Genomic DNA, 16,788 nt, shown 5'->3' on the forward strand with positions numbered 1-16,788 from the left:
GCCCCGGGCGTGGCGCTGCGCCCGGGGGGGCCCGCCGCGGGCGCGGGGGTGGTTCTCGCACCCTCCCCGGGGGCGGGCGCCGCCGAGACCGCACCGGGTGGCGTCAGGCGGTGGGTCCGGCGTCCCCCGACGTCTCGGCCGCCTCCACCGCGCCACCGAACCGCCGGTCGCGCTGGGCGTACTCCAGACAGGCCCGCCACAGGTCACGGCGGTCGAAGTCCGGCCACAGCACGTCCTGGAAGACCATCTCGGCGTATGCGCTCTGCCAGATCAGGTAGTTGGACGTGCGCTGCTCGCCGCTCGGGCGGACGAAGAGGTCCACGTCCGGCATGTCCGGGTAGTAGATGTACTTCGCGAAGGTCTTCTCGTTGACCTTGGCGGGGTCCAGCCTCCCGGCCGCGACGTCCTCCGCGATGCGCTGCGCGGCATCGGCGATCTCGGCCCGGCCGCCGTAGTTGACGCAGAAGTACAGCGTCATCTTGTCGTTGTCCTTCGTCTGCTCCTGGGCGACCTGGAGCTCCTGGACGACGGACTTCCACAGCTTCGGCATCCGGCCCACCCAGCGGATGCGGATACCCAGTTCGTCCATCTCGTCGCGGCGGCGGCGGATCACGTCCCGGTTGAAGTTCATCAGGAACTTCACTTCCTCCGGGGAGCGCTTCCAGTTCTCGGTGGAGAACGCGTACAGCGAGAGGTTCTTGACGCCCATCTCGATGCAGCCCTTGAGGACGTCCATGACGACGCCCTCGCCGACCTTGTGGCCCTCGGTGCGCGGGAGCCCCCGCTCCTTGGCCCAGCGGCCGTTCCCGTCCATCACGACGGCGATGTGCTTGGGCACCAGCTCGCCGGGGATCTTCGGGGGCGTGGCGCCCGAGGGGTGCGGTTCGGGGGTCTTGTACGTGTGCCGGTTACGGCCACCGAGGATCCCGCGTACTGCCATGAGCTGTCTCGTCTCCCTGTGCCTGCTGTGCCTGTACCTGTGCCTGTACCTGTGCCTGTGTTACTTCTCCACGTACCGCAGCGAGCGCAGTCCGCGTTCCAGATGCCAGTGCAGATAGGCGGACACCAGCCCGCTCCCCTCCCTGACATGCCGCCCCTCGCAGGCGTCGGCCGTCTCCCAGTCCCCGGTGAGCAGCGCGCTCAGCAGGGCGACGGCCTCAGCCGAGGGTACGACGCTGCCGGGCACCCGGCAGTCGCCGCATATGACGCCGCCCGCCGCGACGGAGAAGAAACGGTTCGGACCGGGCATTCCGCACTTCGCGCAGTCCTCGAAGCTGGGCGCGTATCCGTTGACCGCGAGGGAACGCAGCAGGAAGGCGTCGAGGATCAGATTCGGGGCGTGCTCCCCGCGGGCCAGGGTGCGGAGGCCGCCGACGAGCAGCAGGTACTGCTGGACCGCGGGCTCGCCCTCGTGGTCGGTGAAGCGCTCGGCGGTCTCCAGCATCGCGGTGCCCGCGGTGTACCGGCCGTAGTCGGCGACGATGCCACCGCCGTACGGCGCGATCGTCTCGCTCTGGGTGCACAGCGGCAGCCCGCGGCCGATCAGCTCGCTGCCGCGGGCGAAGAACTGCACGTCCACATGGGAGAACGGTTCGAGGCGGGCACCGAACTTGGACTTCGTACGCCGCACCCCGCGCGCGACGGCCCGCACCCGGCCGTGGCCGCGGGTCAGGATCGTGATGATCCGGTCGGCCTCGCCCAGTTTCTGCGTGCGCAGCACCACGCCGTCGTCCCGGAACAAGCTCATGCCGTCCATTGTCCTGTACGCGCGCACCGGAGCGGGCGCGCCCCCGCAGACCGCACGGTTCAGCTTCCGTCGGCCCCGTCCCGGGCCGGTACCGCGAGCCCCGACTCGTACGCCACGATGACCAGCTGCGCCCGGTCCCGGGCTCCCAGCTTGCCCATGATCCGGCTGACGTGGGTCTTGGCGGTGAGCGGGCTGAGACCCAGGCTCTCGGCGATCTCGGTGTTGTTCAATCCGCGCGCGACCAGGCGCAGCACCTGCCGCTCACGGTCCGAGAGGCAGTCCGGGCCGCCCGGGGAGGCCCGGGACGGCAGCTCGGGCTGACGCAGGACACGGGAGATCAGGCGGGCGGTCGGGCCGGGGGAGAGCAGTGCTTCACCGGCCGCGACGGTTCTGATGGCTGCGAGGAGTTCGGCGGGCCGGGTGTCCTTGACCAGGAATCCCGAGGCGCCCGCGCGCAGTGCCTCGACCACGTGCTCGTCGGTGTCGTACGTGGTCAGGACCAGCACCTTCACCCCGGCCAGCGCCGGGTCGGCGGCGATCAGCCGGGTCGCCCCGATGCCGTCGAGCTCAGGCATGCGGATGTCCATGACGACGATGTCGGGCTGCTGCGAGCGGGCCAGGGCGACGGCTTCGTGGCCGGTGCCGGCCTGGGCCACGACCTCCATGTCGGCGGCCGACTCGACGAGCATCGCGAACGCGGCCCGGACCAGGGTCTGGTCGTCGACGAGCAGTACCCGGATCATGGTGTCCTCTCCCCCTCGTGACAGGGCAGCACCGCCGCGACCTCGAAACCGCCCCCGGGGCCCGGTCCCGCCGTGAGGGTGCCGCCGGTGCTGCGCGCGCGTTCGCGCATCCCGACCATGCCGAACCCCGGTGCGGCACCGTTCGTCCGGTGCCCTGCGCCGTCGTCGGTGACCTTGACGCTCAGTGCGCCGCTGCCGTCGGGTTCCACGGCCACCCTGATCCGTACCCCGGGCCCGGCGTGGCGCAGGGCGTTGGTCAGCGACTCCTGCACGATCCGGTAGGCGGCCGCGCCGGCCGCCGGGGCCGGCCGGCTGTCGGGGGCGCGCACCACCAGTTCGACCCGGGCCCCGGCGGCCTCCGCGGCTCGTGCGAGGCCGGGCAGCGCCGCCAGGCCGGGCAGCGGCCCGTCCGTCTCCTCGCTGTCGCCGCGCAGCACCTGGAGGGTGGTGCGCAGCTCGACCCGTGCCTCCCGGCAGGTGTCGGCGATGTCCTCCAGCGCCCGGGCGACCGACTGCCGGTCGAGCCGGTCCGGGTCGACGGTCAGGATGTGCGAGGCCACCGAGGTCTGGACCCCGATCAGCGTGATGCTGTGGGCCAGCAGGTCGTGCAGATCGCGGGCGATCCGCAGCCGCTCCTCGGCCACCCGCCGCCGGGCCTCCTCCTCGCGGGTGCGTTCGGCGCGTTCGGCACGCTCCAGCACGGAAGCGACGTACTGACGGTAGATGCGCACATCGACGCCGCAGAACAGCACGGCGACGATCCAGCCGGAGATCCGCAGCAGCTCCACACCCTGATGGGCGTTGAGGCTGAGCACCACCGTCACCATGACCGCGAGGACGCCGATGCCGGTCAGCACCGTGCGCAGCGGCCGGCCGGTCACCGCCACCGTGTAGAGGGCGATGCAGGTCTGCGGCATCGGTGCCGAGTGCGCGTTGTCGAGCGCGTGGTACGTCATCAGGACGGGAATCAGGGCGAGCAGGGCGAGCAGCGGGCTGCGCCGCCGCCACACGAGGGGCACCGCGCTCGTGATCAGCAGCGCCCAGCCGAGCGCGTCGGGCGTCCGGGTCCGGTCGGTGGTGAGCGCGAGCAGGACGGAGAGCGCACCGGCGACGAGGGCCACGAGGGCGTCGGTGCGCGTCCGGTGCGGCGCGTGCATGGGGTCGCGGTTGACGACCGCCAGGATGCGTTCTCGTCGGCGCGTGGATCGGGACACGCCGCCATCCTGCGGTACGGGCGCGGGCACCGTCACCGGACCCCCGCGAGTTCGGGTTCGCGCGGCCGGGCGGCGGGCTCCCGGCTGAGCCTTCCCGGCCACCACAGGTTCCGCTGGAGTGCCACGCTCGCCGAGGTCACCAGGTAGGTACGGACGAGGAAGGTGTCGAGGAGGACGCCGACCGCGATGACGAAGCCCATCTCGACCAGGCTGACCATCGGCATGTTCGTCAGGACGGCGAAGGTGGCCGCGAGCACCAGTCCCGCGGAGGCGATCACTCCGCCGGTGGTGCGCAGGGCGGTGAGCGCGGCGGCCGTCGGTCCTGCGCCGGAGAGTGTCTCCTCGCGGACCCGGTGCATCAGGAAGATGCCGTAGTCCACGCCGAGCGCCACCAGGAAGACGAAGGAGAGGAGCGGCAGTCCGGGGTCGGTGCCGCGCAGGCCGAGAACCGGTTCGAAGACCAGCCCGCCGATACCGAGGGCGGCGCCCCAGACGGCGACCACGGCGGCGACGAGCAGCAACGGGGCGACGAGGCTGCGCAGCAGGGCGATCAGGATCAGCAGGACGGAGAGGAGGACGAGGGGGACGACGGTCCTCAGGTCCCGCGCGTCGGCCGCCTCCAGGTCCAGCTGCTGGGCGCTGGGGCCGCCGACATGGCTGCCGTCCAGCGCACGGCGCAGGGCCGCGACCGTGGCCTGCTCGCCGGCGGACTCGGGGGGATCGGTGGCGACGACGGAGAGTTCGGTCCAGCCGCCGCCGCTGCGGCCGCGTTCGACGGCGGCGACGCCGTCGGTGGTACGGGCCTTCGCCATGGTCCCGGCCGCCCGGCCGGTGGGGGTGACCACGGTGATCGGCCGGGTCGACCGGTCGGGGTAGGAGGCGGCGAGGGTCCCCATCGCGACGATCGAGTCCGGCTCGGTGGTGAAGGAGTCCTCCTGCTTGAGGCCGCCGGGCATCCGGAACACCCCGAGCGCCAGCGCTCCGAGCAGTACCCCGCCGCAGACGAGTACGGCGACGGGCCGGCGCCCGGCCGAACCGCCCATCGCGGAGAACAGCGACCGCCGTCGCTCCGGCGTGCTGCCGTGGGCGGGGACGAGCGGCCAGAACAGCCGGCGGCCGAACAGGACGAGGAGGGCGGGCAGCAGGGTCGTCATGGCGAGCAGGGCGCACAGCACACCGACGGCGGCGACGGGGCCCATCCCGCGGCTGCTGGTGAGGTCGGCGGCGAGCAGGCACAGCAAGCCCGCTGCGACGGTGCCGGAGGAGGCGAGGACGGCCGGGCCGCAGCCGCGCAGGGCGGCGGCCATCGCGTCGTACGGCCGCGCGACCCGGGTCAGTTCCTCGCGGTAGCGGGAGACGAGCAGCAGCGCGTAGTCGGTACCCGCCCCGAAGACGAGGATGGTCATCACGGCGGAGCTCTGGCCGGTGACGGTGACGTCGAAGCCCCGGTTGAGCCCGTACACGACGGCCATGGACAGGGCATCGGCGGCGCCCGCGACCACGAGCGGCACCAGCCACAGCAGCGGGCTGCGGTAGATGAGGATCAGCAGGACGGCGACGACGGCGACGGTCGTGTAGAGCAACGGTCCGCCCAGCGAGGCGTAGACCTCCTTGGAGTCGGCCGCCAGTGCCCCGGGGCCGCCCACCTCGACGCTCAGGCCGCCGCCGCCCTTCGCGACGTCACGGACCTCGTCGACGAACGCCGTCCTGGCGTCGTCGTCCTGGCCGGGCCCGGTGGAGGAGACCGGGTACATCAGCGTCGTGCCGTCCTCGGAGGGGACGCCCCTGGGGGTGCCGCTCAGCGTGTGGGCGTTCGCGACCTCGGTGGTCTGCCGCGCGGCCGTGGCCCGGTCGGCGGCGGTCAGACCGCCGTCCCGGTGGTAGACGAGGACGAGGTCGGTGGACTCCCCGCCGGGCAGCGCGCCCTGGATCTTCGCCACCTGGGTGGAGTCGGCACTCGCCGGCAGGTAGTCCACGGCGCGGTTGGTCTGTACGTCACCGAGCCTGCCCGCCAGGGGCCCGGCGAGCGCGATCACGGCAACCCAGAACGCGAGGACCGCCCAGGGCAGCATGCGCCTCGGGCCGCCCCTTCGCGGCGGTGTGCCGCTGTCTTCCTTTACGGCCCTCATCTCGGGCCCCCCTTCGGCCGGTTGCCTGGTATGTGTCCAGACTCCCGGCCGCCGGGGGCCGATTCGTCGCGCCGGAGACCGACTTCGCCGCTACTGCCTGAGTGGGCCCGGGCGCACGACTACTCCCGCGGGAGTAGCGGCGCGGCGCGCGGCGGTGCGGGTCACGAGGGCGTGCGCGCCGCCGCGGCGAGCAGCCGGGCCGTGTCGTCCGGGCGGAGCTGCAGCGCCGCTCCGACCGTGGTCAGCACCTCGCGCTCCCCCTGGCTGTACGGGCCGTCGGCGAGCGCGATCCTGGCGCCCTGCAGCAGGATCGATTCGCGTCCGGCGGGCGCCAGGTGCGGGGCGAGGGGTTCGAGTGCCTCGTGGAGTTCGATGGCCAGGGCGGCGCCGCACGCCTCGGCGGCGGCGTCGAAGGCCGAGCCGTGGCCGATGTCGGCGGCGAGGACCTCGACGACGGTGAAGAGCTGGTCCTCGGTGCAATCGTCGAACCCGGCGCCGCGCACGGTGGCCGCCGCGGTCTCCAGGACCGTACGGGAGGCGGTGCCGCCGGCGGCCAGGACGCCGAGGGCCACGGTGTGGACGGCTTCGCGGAGCAGCGCGGAGAACCGGGTGGTGGTGGGGTGGTCCAGCGCCTCGGTGTCGAAGTGGGTCCGGCAGGCGGCGCATTCGACGACGGGGCCCACGGTGCCCCGGCGCAGCAGGGGCACGCCGAGCACGGCGAAACGGCGACGCCCGGTGAGACGGCGATAGTTGCGGTCCCCGCCGCAGCCCGGACAGAAGAACTCCCCGTCACCGACGGCGTCCCAGGTGGTGCGGATGCCGCAGATACGCAGCTTTATGGCGCGTTGTCCCAGGGTTGACCGCACGTCGCACACCTCCGTAACGCTCCGGCAACATTGCCGTGTTGACGTGATGTTAACCACAGTCGCGTTGCGGCGTCAGCACCTCGCTTGTCACAACCGCCGGGAGATGGCCGAACCCCGCCCTCCGTAGCGGGTGGCGGGGTCCGTCGGCCGTGCGGCTCCATGCCCTTTCGGGCGTGGGTTCAGCGGGTCGCGCGGTTGACCGCGGAGACGACCGCCTTCAGCGAGGCCCGCGTGGTGTTGGCGTCGATTCCGATGCCCCACAGGACCTTTCCGTCGATCGCGCACTCGATGTACGAGGCGGCCTGGGCGCTCGCGCCCTCGCTCATCGTGTGCTCGGTGTAGTCCAGCAGCCGTGCGTCGATGCCGATGGCCTGCAGCGCTTCGAAGAACGCGGAGATCGGGCCGTTGCCGGTACCGGTCAGCACGGTGTCCGCGCCGTCCACGGTCGCGTCGACGGTGATCGTGTCCTGGCCGTCGGACCCGGTCGTGGTCTGGCCGGAGCTGATCTGCACCCGGCCCCAGGCGTTCTCCGGGTTGGGCAGGTACTCGTCCTGGAACGTGGACCAGATCTGCGTCGGCGTGACCTCGCCGCCCTCGGCGTCGGTCTTGGCCTGAATGATCCGGGAGAACTCGATCTGCATCCGGCGCGGCAGGTCCAGCTTGTGGTCGTTCTTCAGGACGTAGGCGATTCCGCCCTTGCCGGACTGCGAGTTGACCCGGATGACGGCCTCGTACGAGCGGCCGACGTCCTTGGGGTCGATCGGCAGGTACGGCACCGCCCATTCGATCTCGTCGACGGTCTTGCCCCGGGCGGCCGCGTCGGCCTCCATGGCGTCGAAGCCCTTCTTGATGGCGTCCTGGTGGGAGCCGGAGAAGGCGGTGTAGACCAGGTCGCCCGCGTAGGGGTGGCGCGGGTGGACCTCCATCTGGTTGCAGTACTCGCTGGTGCGGCGGACCTCGTCGATCTGCGAGAAGTCGATCTGCGGGTCGACGCCCTGGGAGAACAGGTTCATGCCCAGCGTCACCAGGTCGACGTTGCCGGTGCGCTCGCCCTGGCCGAACAGGCAGCCCTCGACACGGTCCGCGCCGGCCATGACGGCCAGCTCGGCGGCGGCGACGGCGGTGCCGCGGTCGTTGTGCGGGTGGACCGACAGGCAGACGTACTCGCGGCGCGACAGGTTGCGCGACATCCACTCGAACCGGTCCGCGTGCGTGGACGGCGTCGAACGCTCCACGGTGGCGGGCAGATTGAGGATGATCTCGCGGCCCTCCTCCGGCTGCCAGACGTCACAGACGGCCTCGCAGACCTCCAGGGCGAAGTCCAGCTCCGTGTCGGTGAAGATCTCCGGGCTGTACTGGTAGCCGAAGATCGTCTCGTCGCCGAGGATCTTCTCCGCGTACTCCATGACCAGCCGGGTGCCGTCCACCGCGATCTGCTTGACCTCCTCCTTCGAGCCGCGGAAGACCACGCGGCGGAAGGTGGGGGCGGTGGCGTTGTACAGGTGCACCGTGGCGCGGTGGGCGCCGCGCAGCGACTCGACGGTCCGCTCGATCAGCTCCTCGCGGGCCTGCGTCAGGACGGAGATCGTCACGTCCTCGGGAATCGCGCCCTCTTCGATGATGGAGCGCACGAAGGCGAAGTCGGTCTCGCCGGAGGACGGGAAGCCGACCTCGATCTCCTTGTAGCCCATGCGTACGAGCAGGTCGAACATCTCGCGCTTGCGGGCCGGCGACATCGGGTCGATCAGCGCCTGGTTGCCGTCGCGCAGGTCGGTGGAGAGCCAGCGGGGCGCCACGGTGATCCGCTTGTCGGGCCAGGTGCGGTCGGGAATCTCGACGGCCTCGTACCGGCCGTACTTGTGCACCGGCATCCCGGACGGCTTCTGGAGCGCGGTGGCGTTGGTGATCGGCGTGGGGCGGCCGACAGCGTTCCCGGCAGGGGTCTGAGCGGGATTCACAGTGGTCATGACGTACGGCTCCTCGGGGTCCAGCGGTGGGACGGCCGACTGTGTCGCTGCAACGCCAGACTCCGCGGGGAGGGGGTCGGCCTACGACTACAGGCCCTCGCCGCGGCAGCTAAGAAGAAGCAGCCCGAAACGCATGATGCGACGAGACTAACCGAGAGTCGCCTGAGGCGTCGGTCCCGTATCAGTATGCGGGACCGGACACCGGTAACGGGTGAACAGTGATCGATCACTCCATTTCGTCAATCACGCTGGCAAACAGTGACAGCCCGGTGACGCAGTGCCACAGTCGGACCCATGCAGCCTCGACCTCAGCACGGGTTCCATCCCGTCTTCTGCACGATCGTGCCGCCCCACGTACTCGACAAGCTGTCACAATCCGACGATCCCGAGCTGGCCGGTCCGGCCCGCCGCACCCTGGAGGGCGACGCCGCCCGGCGCACCCGCCGCCAGATGGCCACCCTCGTCACCCCCACACCCGTCCCCACGGCCACGGATCAGCCGTCGGACAAACCCGAGCGGACGCTCTACGACTGCCGGCACGGGACGCGGCTGCCGGGCTTCAAGGTCCGTGGCGAGGGCGACGGACCGACCCGGGACGCGAGCGTCAACCGCGCGTACGCGGGCCTCGGCGCCACCTTCGAACTGCTGCTCACGGCCTACGGCCGCCGTTCGATCGACGGCAACGGACTGCCGCTGATCGGCTCCGTCCACTACGACGAGAAGTACAACAACGCCTTCTTCGACGGCGAACAGATGGTCTTCGGCGACGGGGACGGGGAGATCTTCCTCGATTTCACCGTCGCCATCGATGTGATCGCCCACGAGCTGACCCACGGACTGACCCAGTACACGGCCAACCTGAGCTACTTCGGCCAGTCCGGTGCTCTCAACGAGTCGATGTCGGACGTCTTCGGCTCCCTGGTCAAGCAGTACTCGCTCGGACAGTCCGCCGAGCAGGCCGACTGGCTGATCGGAGCCGGGCTGCTGGCACCCCGGGTCCAGGGCGTGGCCCTGCGTTCGATGAAGGCACCGGGCACGGCGTACGACGACGATGTGCTCGGCAAGGACCCGCAGCCGGCGTCGATGGAGGACTACATCCACACCACCGAGGACAACGGCGGTGTGCATCTCAACTCCGGGATCCCGAACCGCGCCTTCTACCTGCTGGCCACGGCGCTCGGCGGCAACGCGTGGGAGCGGGCCGGACAGCTCTGGTTCGACGTGCTCACCGGCGGTGGCCTGGCCGCGGACGCGGACTTCACGGACTTCGCCCGCCTGACTGTCGGGGCGGCGAGGGCGCGCTTCGGCGACGGCGACGAGCTGGAGGCGGTACGGAAGGCCTGGTCGGAGGTGGGCGTGCCCTCCACGTGACACCGGTCGCCGGTTCCGTACTCGCATCACCGGCCGGGCCCGGCACCGGGTCCGGCCGGCCCTCCGGGGTTGAGGTGCCGGGTCCGGGGCAGAGCCCCGGTCACAGGCCCGCCCCGGCGCCCGGAACGCGGCGCACACCCGAGAGGAGCCGAACCATGCGGATCGAGGTGAGCCGCACCGGCGGCTTCGCCGGCATCGCCCACCGCCGGGAGGTCGACACATCGGACCGGACCGACGCCGCGGAGTGGGAGGCCCTCGCCGAGTCCGCGCTCGCGGACGGCCACGCCGCCCCGCCGTCCGGGGTGCCGGACGGTTTCCGCTACCGGATCACCGTCGGCGGCCGCACCGTCCACTGCGCGGACCCGCACCTGACCGACGCGCAGCGCACCCTGGTCTCACGCGTCCTGAAGGAGGGCGCGTGAGACCGGTGGGCGGCCGACCGGTCTCAGAACCCCAGCTTGCGCAGCTGCTTGGGATCGCGCTGCCAGTCCTTGGCCACCTTCACGTGCAGGTCCAGGAAGACCGGCGTACCGAGCAGCGCCTCGATGTGCTTGCGCGACTTCGTGCCGACCTCCTTCAGCCGCTTGCCCTTCGGGCCGATGATGATGCCCTTCTGGCTCGGCCGCTCGATGTACACGTTCGCGTGGATGTCGAGCAGCGGCTTGTCCGCGGGGCGGTCCTCGCGCGGCAGCATCTCCTCGACGACGACCGCGATGGAGTGCGGCAGCTCGTCGCGTACGCCTTCGAGCGCGGCCTCCCGGATCAGCTCCGCGACCATGACCATCTCGGGCTCGTCGGTGAGGTCACCCTCCGGGTAGAGCGGCGGGCTCTCCGGGAGCAGCGGCGCGATCAGGTCGGCGAGCAGGCCGACCTGGTTGTCCTCCACCGCGGAGACCGGAATGATCTCCGCCCACTCGAAGCCGAGCTCCTCGCCGAGGCGGGAGACGGCGATCAGCTGTTCGGCGAGCTGCTTGGAGTCGACCAGGTCGGTCTTGGTGATGATCGCGATCTTCGGGGTCTTCTTGATGCCCGCGAGTTCCTTGACGATGAACTTGTCGCCGGGGCCGAGCTTCTGGTCGGCGGGGAGGCAGAATCCGATGACGTCGACCTCGGCCCAGGTGGTCCGCACGACGTCGTTCAGCCGCTCGCCGAGGAGCGTCCGCGGCTTGTGGAGGCCGGGGGTGTCGACCAGGATCAGCTGTGCGTCGTCGCGGTGCACGATGCCGCGCACCGTGTGCCTGGTGGTCTGGGGCCGGTTGGAGGTGATCGCCACCTTCTGGCCGACCAGAGCGTTCGTAAGGGTGGACTTGCCCGCGTTGGGGCGGCCCACGAAGCAGGCGAAGCCGGCCCGGTGGGGGGCGTTGTTCTCAGCCTGCTGCGCAGCGGCTTCAGGGTTCGGTCGAGCGCTCATGGCGCCCATTGTCCCCGATCCTGGCGGCTGTGCCGCACAGCGGGCCGCCGCGGGGCCCGCCCGTCGCCGTCCCGGACCCTGCGGCACGGCCGCGACGCACCCTGCGGCCACATCCCGTACGCCCTCCGGCGAGCACCGGCAGGACTGCGGCGGGCCGCCTCCGCACCGCTCCGCGGCGGGCCCGTGTCAGCCCGCCGTCACACTGACCCGCAGGGTGCCGTCGGGCCCGGCCAGCAGCACCGGCGTCTGCGGTCCGCCCAGGTCCCGTACCGCGGCGCGGTCCGCGTCGGACGGGGTCTCGGCCTCGGAGACGACCGCGGCCGCCTCCAGGGAGGTGGCGCCGCTGGCCACCGCCATCGCGACGGCGGTCTGCAGCGCGCTCAGCTTCAGCGACTCCAGCCGCACGGTGCCCGCGACATACGTACGTCCGGTCTCGTCGCGCACGGCCGCGCCCTCCGGCACACCGTTGCGGGCGCGGGCGCTGCGCGCCAGCGTGACGATCTTGCGGTCCTCGGGGCCGAGGTCGGTGCTCTCAGTCATGTGCCGAGCATACGAAGCGGGCGGACCGGGGCGGCACGCGGGCGGTCGCCCGGGCCCGGCGCCACCGGACGAACCGGTCGGCCACGGCCCTGGGGCGCACCGGCCGGGGACCGGACTCCCGGCATGATCCGAACGAAAGCCCCTAACTCCGGTCGAGCCGAAGCCGTTCCGCGCGCGGCAGACCCGCGACCACCAGGTCGTACGAGTCCTCGATCAGCTCGCGCAGCAGCCGGCGCGGCACCCCGGACACCGTCACCGTGTTCCAGTGCCGTTTGTTCATGTGCCACCCCGGCACGATCGCCGGGTGCTCCTCCCGCAACCGCACCGCGTCGTCCGGATCGCACTTCAGATTGACCGTCAGCGGCCGGCCGTCCAGCGCGCTGAGCGCGAACATCTTGCCGAGCACCTTGAACACCGAGGTCTCCGGTCCGAACGGGAACTCCTCGACGCTCGCGTTGAACTCCAGGCAGAACGCCCTCAGTTCCTGCGGAGTCATTCCGCTTCCGCCTCCTCCGGCTCCACCGGTTCGACCAGCACCGTGACGATCTTGTTCCGGCGCCCGGCCGGGGACTCCGCGGTCAGCCGCAGATACCGACCGTCGGGAAGACCGACGACCGATGACGCCCCGGCGATCGGCACCCGGCCCAGCGCCTTCGCGAGCAGTCCGCCGACCGTCTCCACATCCTCGTCGTCGTACTCGTCGAGCCCGAACAGCTCTCCGAGGTCACCGATGTCGAGCCGTGCGGTCACCCGGAAGCAGCCGTTCTCCAGCTCCTGGACGGGCGGGAGCTCGCGGTCGTACTCGTCGGTGATCTCGCCGACGATCTCCTCCAGGATGTCCTCGATGGTGACGATCCCCGCCGTGCCGCCGTACTCGTCGATGACGACGGCGACATGACTGCGGTCCTGCTGCATCTCACGGAGCAGGTCGCCGGCGTTCTTCGTGTCGGGCACGAACGCGGCCGGCCGCATCGCCGTGGAGACCAGATCGGCCTCCGACTCCCGGTTGATGTGCGTCTTGCGGACGAGGTCCTTGAGGTAGACGATCCCGACGATGTCGTCCTCGTTCTCCCCGGTGACCGGGATCCTGGAGAATCCGGAACGCAGGGCGAGGGTCAGCGCCTGCCGGATCGTCTTGTACCGCTCGATGCAGACCAGATCCGTCCGCGGCACCATCACCTCGCGCACGAGCGTGTCGCCGAGCTCGAAGACGGAGTGCACCATTCGGCGCTCGTCGTCCTCGATCAGCGACTCCTGCTCGGCGAGGTCCACCATCGCCCGCAGTTCCGCCTCGCTGGCGAACGGCCCCTTGCGGAACCCCTTGCCGGGGGTGAGCGCGTTACCGAGAAGGATCAGCAGCTGCGGGATCGGGCCCATGATCCTGGCGAGCGGCAGCAGCACGTACGCCGCCGCGGTCGCCGTGTTCAGCGGGTGCTGCCGCCCGATGGTGCGTGGCGAGACGCCGATCGCGACGTAACTGACGAGGACCATCACGCCCATCGCGACGGCCAGCGCCTCCCAGGTCTCCGGGAACTCCTGCAGACAGGCGTACGTGACGAGCACCCCGGCCGACATCTCGCAGGCGACCCGTGCCAGCAGGGCGACGTTGAGGTAGCGGGTGGGATCGGCGGCGACCTGTTCCAGCTTGTCGCTGCCGCGCCGCCCCGACCGGACCGCCTCGGCGGCCCGGAAGCTCGACGTCCGCGCGATGCCCGCCTCGGCACAGGCCGCAAGCCAGCCGAGGACGACCAGCAGGACGGCTCCCAGGACGAGGGGGACGCTCACGACACGGTGGGGGCGGGCGACGGTCCGGTCAGGCCGTGCTCGGCGCGCCAGCCGTCGACGATCGCCGCCTGGAGACCGAACATCTCGGCCTTCTCGTCCGGCTCCTCGTGGTCGTACCCCAGAAGGTGCAGCACTCCGTGGACGGTGAGGAGCTGGAGCTCCTCGTCCATGGAGTGCTGTGTCTCCGCGTCCTCGCCCTGCTTCTTCGCGACCTCCGGGCAGAGCACGATGTCACCGAGGAGCCCCTGCGGGGGCTCCTCGTCGTCCTTGGCCGGCGGACGCAGCTCGTCCATCGGGAAGGACATGACATCCGTCGGCCCGGGCAGGTCCATCCACTGGATGTGGAGCTGCTCCATGGCGTCGGTGTCCACCACGATCACCGAGAGCTCGGAGAGCGGGTGGATCCGCATCCGCGCGAGCGCGTAGCGGGCGATGTCGAGGATCGCCTGCTCGTCGACCTCGGTTCCGGACTCGTTGTTGACATCGATCGACATGGTGCGCTGCGACTACTTCCCGTTGTGACTGTCTCGGCTGTCGTACTTCTCGTACGCGTCGACGATACGGCCGACGAGCTTGTGCCGGACGACATCCTGGGAGGTGAGCCGGGAGAAGTGCACGTCCTGGACGCCTTCCAGGATCTCCTGGACCTGGCGCAGACCGCTCTTCGTCCCGTTCGGCAGGTCGACCTGGGTGACGTCGCCGGTGACGACGATCTTCGAGTCGAAGCCGAGCCGGGTCAGGAACATCTTCATCTGCTCGGCGCTGGTGTTCTGCGCCTCGTCGAGGATGATGAACGCGTCATTGAGCGTGCGGCCGCGCATGTATGCCAGCGGCGCGACCTCGATCGTGCCCGCCGCCATCAGCCGCGGGATCGAGTCGGGGTCGAGCATGTCGTGCAGCGCGTCGTAGAGCGGGCGCAGATACGGATCGATCTTGTCGAAGAGCGTGCCGGGCAGGAAGCCGAGCCGCTCCCCCGCCTCGACGGCGGGCCTGGTCAGGATGATCCGGCTGACCTGCTTGGACTGCAGGGCCTGGACCGCCTTCGCCATGGCGAGATAGGTCTTGCCGGTACCGGCGGGGCCGATGCCGAAGACGATCGTGTGCTTGTCGATGGCGTCGACGTAGCGCTTCTGGTTGAGCGTCTTGGGGCGGATCGTGCGACCGCGGTTGGAGAGGATGTTCTGCGTGAGCACCTCGGCGGGCGTCTCACCCTGCGGCTCCCCCTCGCCACTCGCCCGGAGCATGGCGATCGACCGTTCCACTGCGTCCTCCGTCATCGGCTGCCCGGTGCGGAGCACGAGCATCATCTCGTCGAACAAGCGCTGGATCAGAGCGACATCGGCCGCGTCGCCGGTGGCGCTGATTTCGTTGCCCCGGACATGAATGTCGGCTGCCGGGAAAGCCGCTTCGATCACGCGCAGCAACGAGTCACCCGATCCCAGGAGCATCACCATGGGGTGTGCGGCCGGAATCCTGATCTGGGCACGCGCCTGCGGCTGTGTGGGTGTCTGAGTCATGGGCCGGCCCTCGGGCCTGCACATACCTCCCGTTGCAGGGTTCTCGCTGCTCGACAACCTCTGGATCACCAAGCCTACGACTCCGCGCGGACAACACCGAGAGCTTTTTCGCACACCGTGCGAACACGCCTGCCCCGGTCGTCACGCCGGGTGCCGGAAACCGATCGTCGGTACGGCCCGGCGCAGCGGCCAGGGCCGGGCCGCCGCGGGCAGCAGCGCCTCCAGGAACGCGTACCTCTGGAGCGCCGCCGGGTCCTGGCCGTCGCAGGTGCGTACCCGCTGCCACCAGGCCGCGATCTCCGCCCAGCCCGGCGCCGACAGGGAGCCGCCGAACTCCTGCACGGAGAGCGCCGCGGTCAGCCCGGCGAAGGCCAGCCGGTCGGCCAGCGGCCAGTCCGCGAGGGTGCCGGTGACGAATCCGGCGACGAAGACGTCGCCCGCGCCGGTGGGGTCGAGCGCCTCCACCTCGATCGCGGGCACCTCGGCGGTGATGCCGGTCGCCGCGTCCACCGCGTAGGCACCCTCCGCGCCCAGAGTGACCACGGCGAGCGGCACCCGCTCGGCCAGGGCGTGGGCGGCGTCGCGCGGGCAGTCGGTACGGGTGTAGCGCATCGCCTCCTCCGCGTTGGGCAGGAACGCCTGGCAGTGCTCCAGGTCGGGCAGCGCTTCCAGGTCCCAGCGGCCGGTTTCGTCCCAGCCCACGTCGGCGAAGATCCGGGCGCCGTGCCGGGCCGCGGCGGCGACCCAGGGTTCGCTGCGGCCGGGGGTCAGCGAGGCGACGGCGGCGCGGGCGCGCGGCGGGCAGTGCGGAAAGGTCCGGTCGGGCCCGGTCGCGGGCGGCGGGGCCTCGTGGCCGTGCGAGACCATCGTGCGCTCGCCCTCGTAGGCCATCGAGACGGTCACCGGGGAGTGCCAGCCCGGGACGGTGTGCGACATCGAGAGGTCGATGCCCTCCCCCTGTTCGAGCGCGTCCCAGCAGTACTCCCCGTAGTGGTCGTCGCCGAACGCCGCGGCCAGTGAGGTGTGCAGCCCGAGCCGGGCCAGTGCGGTGGCCATGTTGGCGACGCCACCGGGGCTGGAGCCCATGCCGCGCGCCCAGGACTCGGTGCCGCGGACCGGGGCGCTGTCCAGACCGGTGAAGACGATGTCGAGGAAGACCGTGCCGGTGAGGAACACGTCGCAGTGGGGGTCCTGCGGTGCACGCAGCCCGCCCAGTGGGTCGATGCCTGGAATGTCTGTGCTCACCTTGCACTCCCCGGTCGTGGCAGATCTGGCCAGTGTGCCCGCTTCGCCCGCGCATCCGGAGGGTCCGCGCCGCCTCGTCCGGAGGGCTTGGGCGGGATCGGTCCGTAACGGCTCCGACCTGCATAAACGTCATCGACTACCCGGTCGACGAGACGGCAAACGCTCAAGTGAGCCACATCACATGATCCCGCCTTTCGGTCGGCCGGGCGCGCTTGATACAAATTGGCCCGCGAGCACCCTCGGCGACCACTGC

16 protein-coding genes are annotated in these 16,788 nt (G+C 71.0%); 2 read left to right on the forward strand and 14 right to left on the reverse strand.

What is annotated here, in order from left to right:
- Positions 1 to 103: 103 nt before the first annotated feature.
- From ACFVXE_RS28180 to leuA, 7 genes are all read right to left on the reverse strand, one after another.
- Positions 104 to 940 carry an isoprenyl transferase gene (locus ACFVXE_RS28180; protein WP_389675285.1) on the reverse strand — a complete coding sequence of 279 codons (837 nt, stop codon included), beginning with the start codon at positions 938 to 940 and terminating at the stop codon, positions 104 to 106.
- A gap of 60 nt (positions 941 to 1,000) precedes the next feature.
- Positions 1,001 to 1,747, reverse strand: a complete 747-nt coding sequence (gene recO / locus ACFVXE_RS28185) for a DNA repair protein RecO (protein ID WP_389675286.1) — start codon at positions 1,745 to 1,747, stop codon at positions 1,001 to 1,003.
- A gap of 59 nt (positions 1,748 to 1,806) precedes the next feature.
- The gene (locus ACFVXE_RS28190) at positions 1,807 to 2,490 is read right to left on the reverse strand and encodes a response regulator (protein ID WP_389675288.1); all 684 of its coding nucleotides are present in this window, start codon (positions 2,488 to 2,490) and stop codon (positions 1,807 to 1,809) included.
- A complete protein-coding gene (locus tag ACFVXE_RS28195) occupies positions 2,487 to 3,647 on the reverse strand; it encodes a sensor histidine kinase (RefSeq protein ID WP_389675357.1) in 1,161 nt (386 codons plus the stop codon). Before ACFVXE_RS28195 ends, ACFVXE_RS28190 begins: the two co-directional genes overlap by 4 nt.
- Positions 3,648 to 3,736: 89 nt before the next feature.
- Positions 3,737 to 5,776 carry an MMPL family transporter gene (locus ACFVXE_RS28200; RefSeq protein ID WP_389675289.1) on the reverse strand — a complete coding sequence of 680 codons (2,040 nt, stop codon included), beginning with the start codon at positions 5,774 to 5,776 and terminating at the stop codon, positions 3,737 to 3,739.
- A gap of 218 nt (positions 5,777 to 5,994) precedes the next feature.
- Positions 5,995 to 6,699, reverse strand: coding sequence for a TerB family tellurite resistance protein (locus ACFVXE_RS28205; RefSeq protein ID WP_389675290.1), 705 nt, complete (start codon positions 6,697 to 6,699; stop codon positions 5,995 to 5,997).
- Positions 6,700 to 6,878: 179 nt separating this feature from the next.
- A complete protein-coding gene (leuA, locus tag ACFVXE_RS28210) occupies positions 6,879 to 8,666 on the reverse strand; it encodes a 2-isopropylmalate synthase (RefSeq protein WP_389675292.1) in 1,788 nt (595 codons plus the stop codon).
- Between the two features lie 294 nt (positions 8,667 to 8,960).
- On the opposite strand from leuA, the gene ACFVXE_RS28215 reads away from it, so the two are divergent.
- Together ACFVXE_RS28215 and ACFVXE_RS28220 are read left to right on the forward strand one after the other, a co-directional pair.
- Positions 8,961 to 10,037 (forward strand): M4 family metallopeptidase, encoded by a 1,077-nt coding sequence (locus ACFVXE_RS28215; protein ID WP_389675294.1) that lies wholly within the window; start codon positions 8,961 to 8,963, stop codon positions 10,035 to 10,037.
- Between the two features lie 155 nt (positions 10,038 to 10,192).
- On the forward strand, positions 10,193 to 10,459 hold the full coding sequence (locus tag ACFVXE_RS28220; RefSeq protein ID WP_389675296.1) for a protealysin inhibitor emfourin: 267 nt from the start codon (positions 10,193 to 10,195) through the stop codon (positions 10,457 to 10,459).
- 23 nt (positions 10,460 to 10,482) lie between these two features.
- Here ACFVXE_RS28220 and era read toward each other — a convergent pair whose 3' ends face one another.
- From era to ACFVXE_RS28255, 7 genes are all read right to left on the reverse strand, one after another.
- Positions 10,483 to 11,457: a GTPase Era gene (gene era, locus ACFVXE_RS28225; protein WP_389675298.1), complete on the reverse strand. Its 975-nt coding sequence runs from the start codon at positions 11,455 to 11,457 to the stop codon at positions 10,483 to 10,485.
- Positions 11,458 to 11,634: 177 nt separating this feature from the next.
- Positions 11,635 to 11,988, reverse strand: a complete 354-nt coding sequence (locus ACFVXE_RS28230; protein WP_389675300.1) for a cytidine deaminase — start codon at positions 11,986 to 11,988, stop codon at positions 11,635 to 11,637.
- A 142-nt stretch (positions 11,989 to 12,130) separates the two neighbouring features.
- Positions 12,131 to 12,484, reverse strand: a complete 354-nt coding sequence (locus ACFVXE_RS28235) for an MmcQ/YjbR family DNA-binding protein (RefSeq protein WP_389675302.1) — start codon at positions 12,482 to 12,484, stop codon at positions 12,131 to 12,133.
- A complete protein-coding gene (locus ACFVXE_RS28240; RefSeq protein WP_389675304.1) occupies positions 12,481 to 13,773 on the reverse strand; it encodes a hemolysin family protein in 1,293 nt (430 codons plus the stop codon). The genes ACFVXE_RS28235 and ACFVXE_RS28240 overlap by 4 nt, the downstream gene beginning before the upstream one ends.
- On the reverse strand, positions 13,770 to 14,267 hold the full coding sequence (gene ybeY, locus ACFVXE_RS28245) for an rRNA maturation RNase YbeY (RefSeq protein WP_030921061.1): 498 nt from the start codon (positions 14,265 to 14,267) through the stop codon (positions 13,770 to 13,772). The genes ACFVXE_RS28240 and ybeY overlap by 4 nt, the downstream gene beginning before the upstream one ends.
- 12 nt (positions 14,268 to 14,279) lie before the next feature.
- The gene (locus ACFVXE_RS28250; RefSeq protein WP_389675305.1) at positions 14,280 to 15,290 is read right to left on the reverse strand and encodes a PhoH family protein; all 1,011 of its coding nucleotides are present in this window, start codon (positions 15,288 to 15,290) and stop codon (positions 14,280 to 14,282) included.
- A 141-nt stretch (positions 15,291 to 15,431) separates the two neighbouring features.
- The gene (locus ACFVXE_RS28255; RefSeq protein WP_389675307.1) at positions 15,432 to 16,535 is read right to left on the reverse strand and encodes a carbohydrate kinase family protein; all 1,104 of its coding nucleotides are present in this window, start codon (positions 16,533 to 16,535) and stop codon (positions 15,432 to 15,434) included.
- Positions 16,536 to 16,788: the final 253 nt, after the last annotated feature.

Source organism: Streptomyces sp. NPDC058231 (assembly GCF_042882275.1).
Taxonomy (GTDB): domain Bacteria; phylum Actinomycetota; class Actinomycetes; order Streptomycetales; family Streptomycetaceae; genus Streptomyces.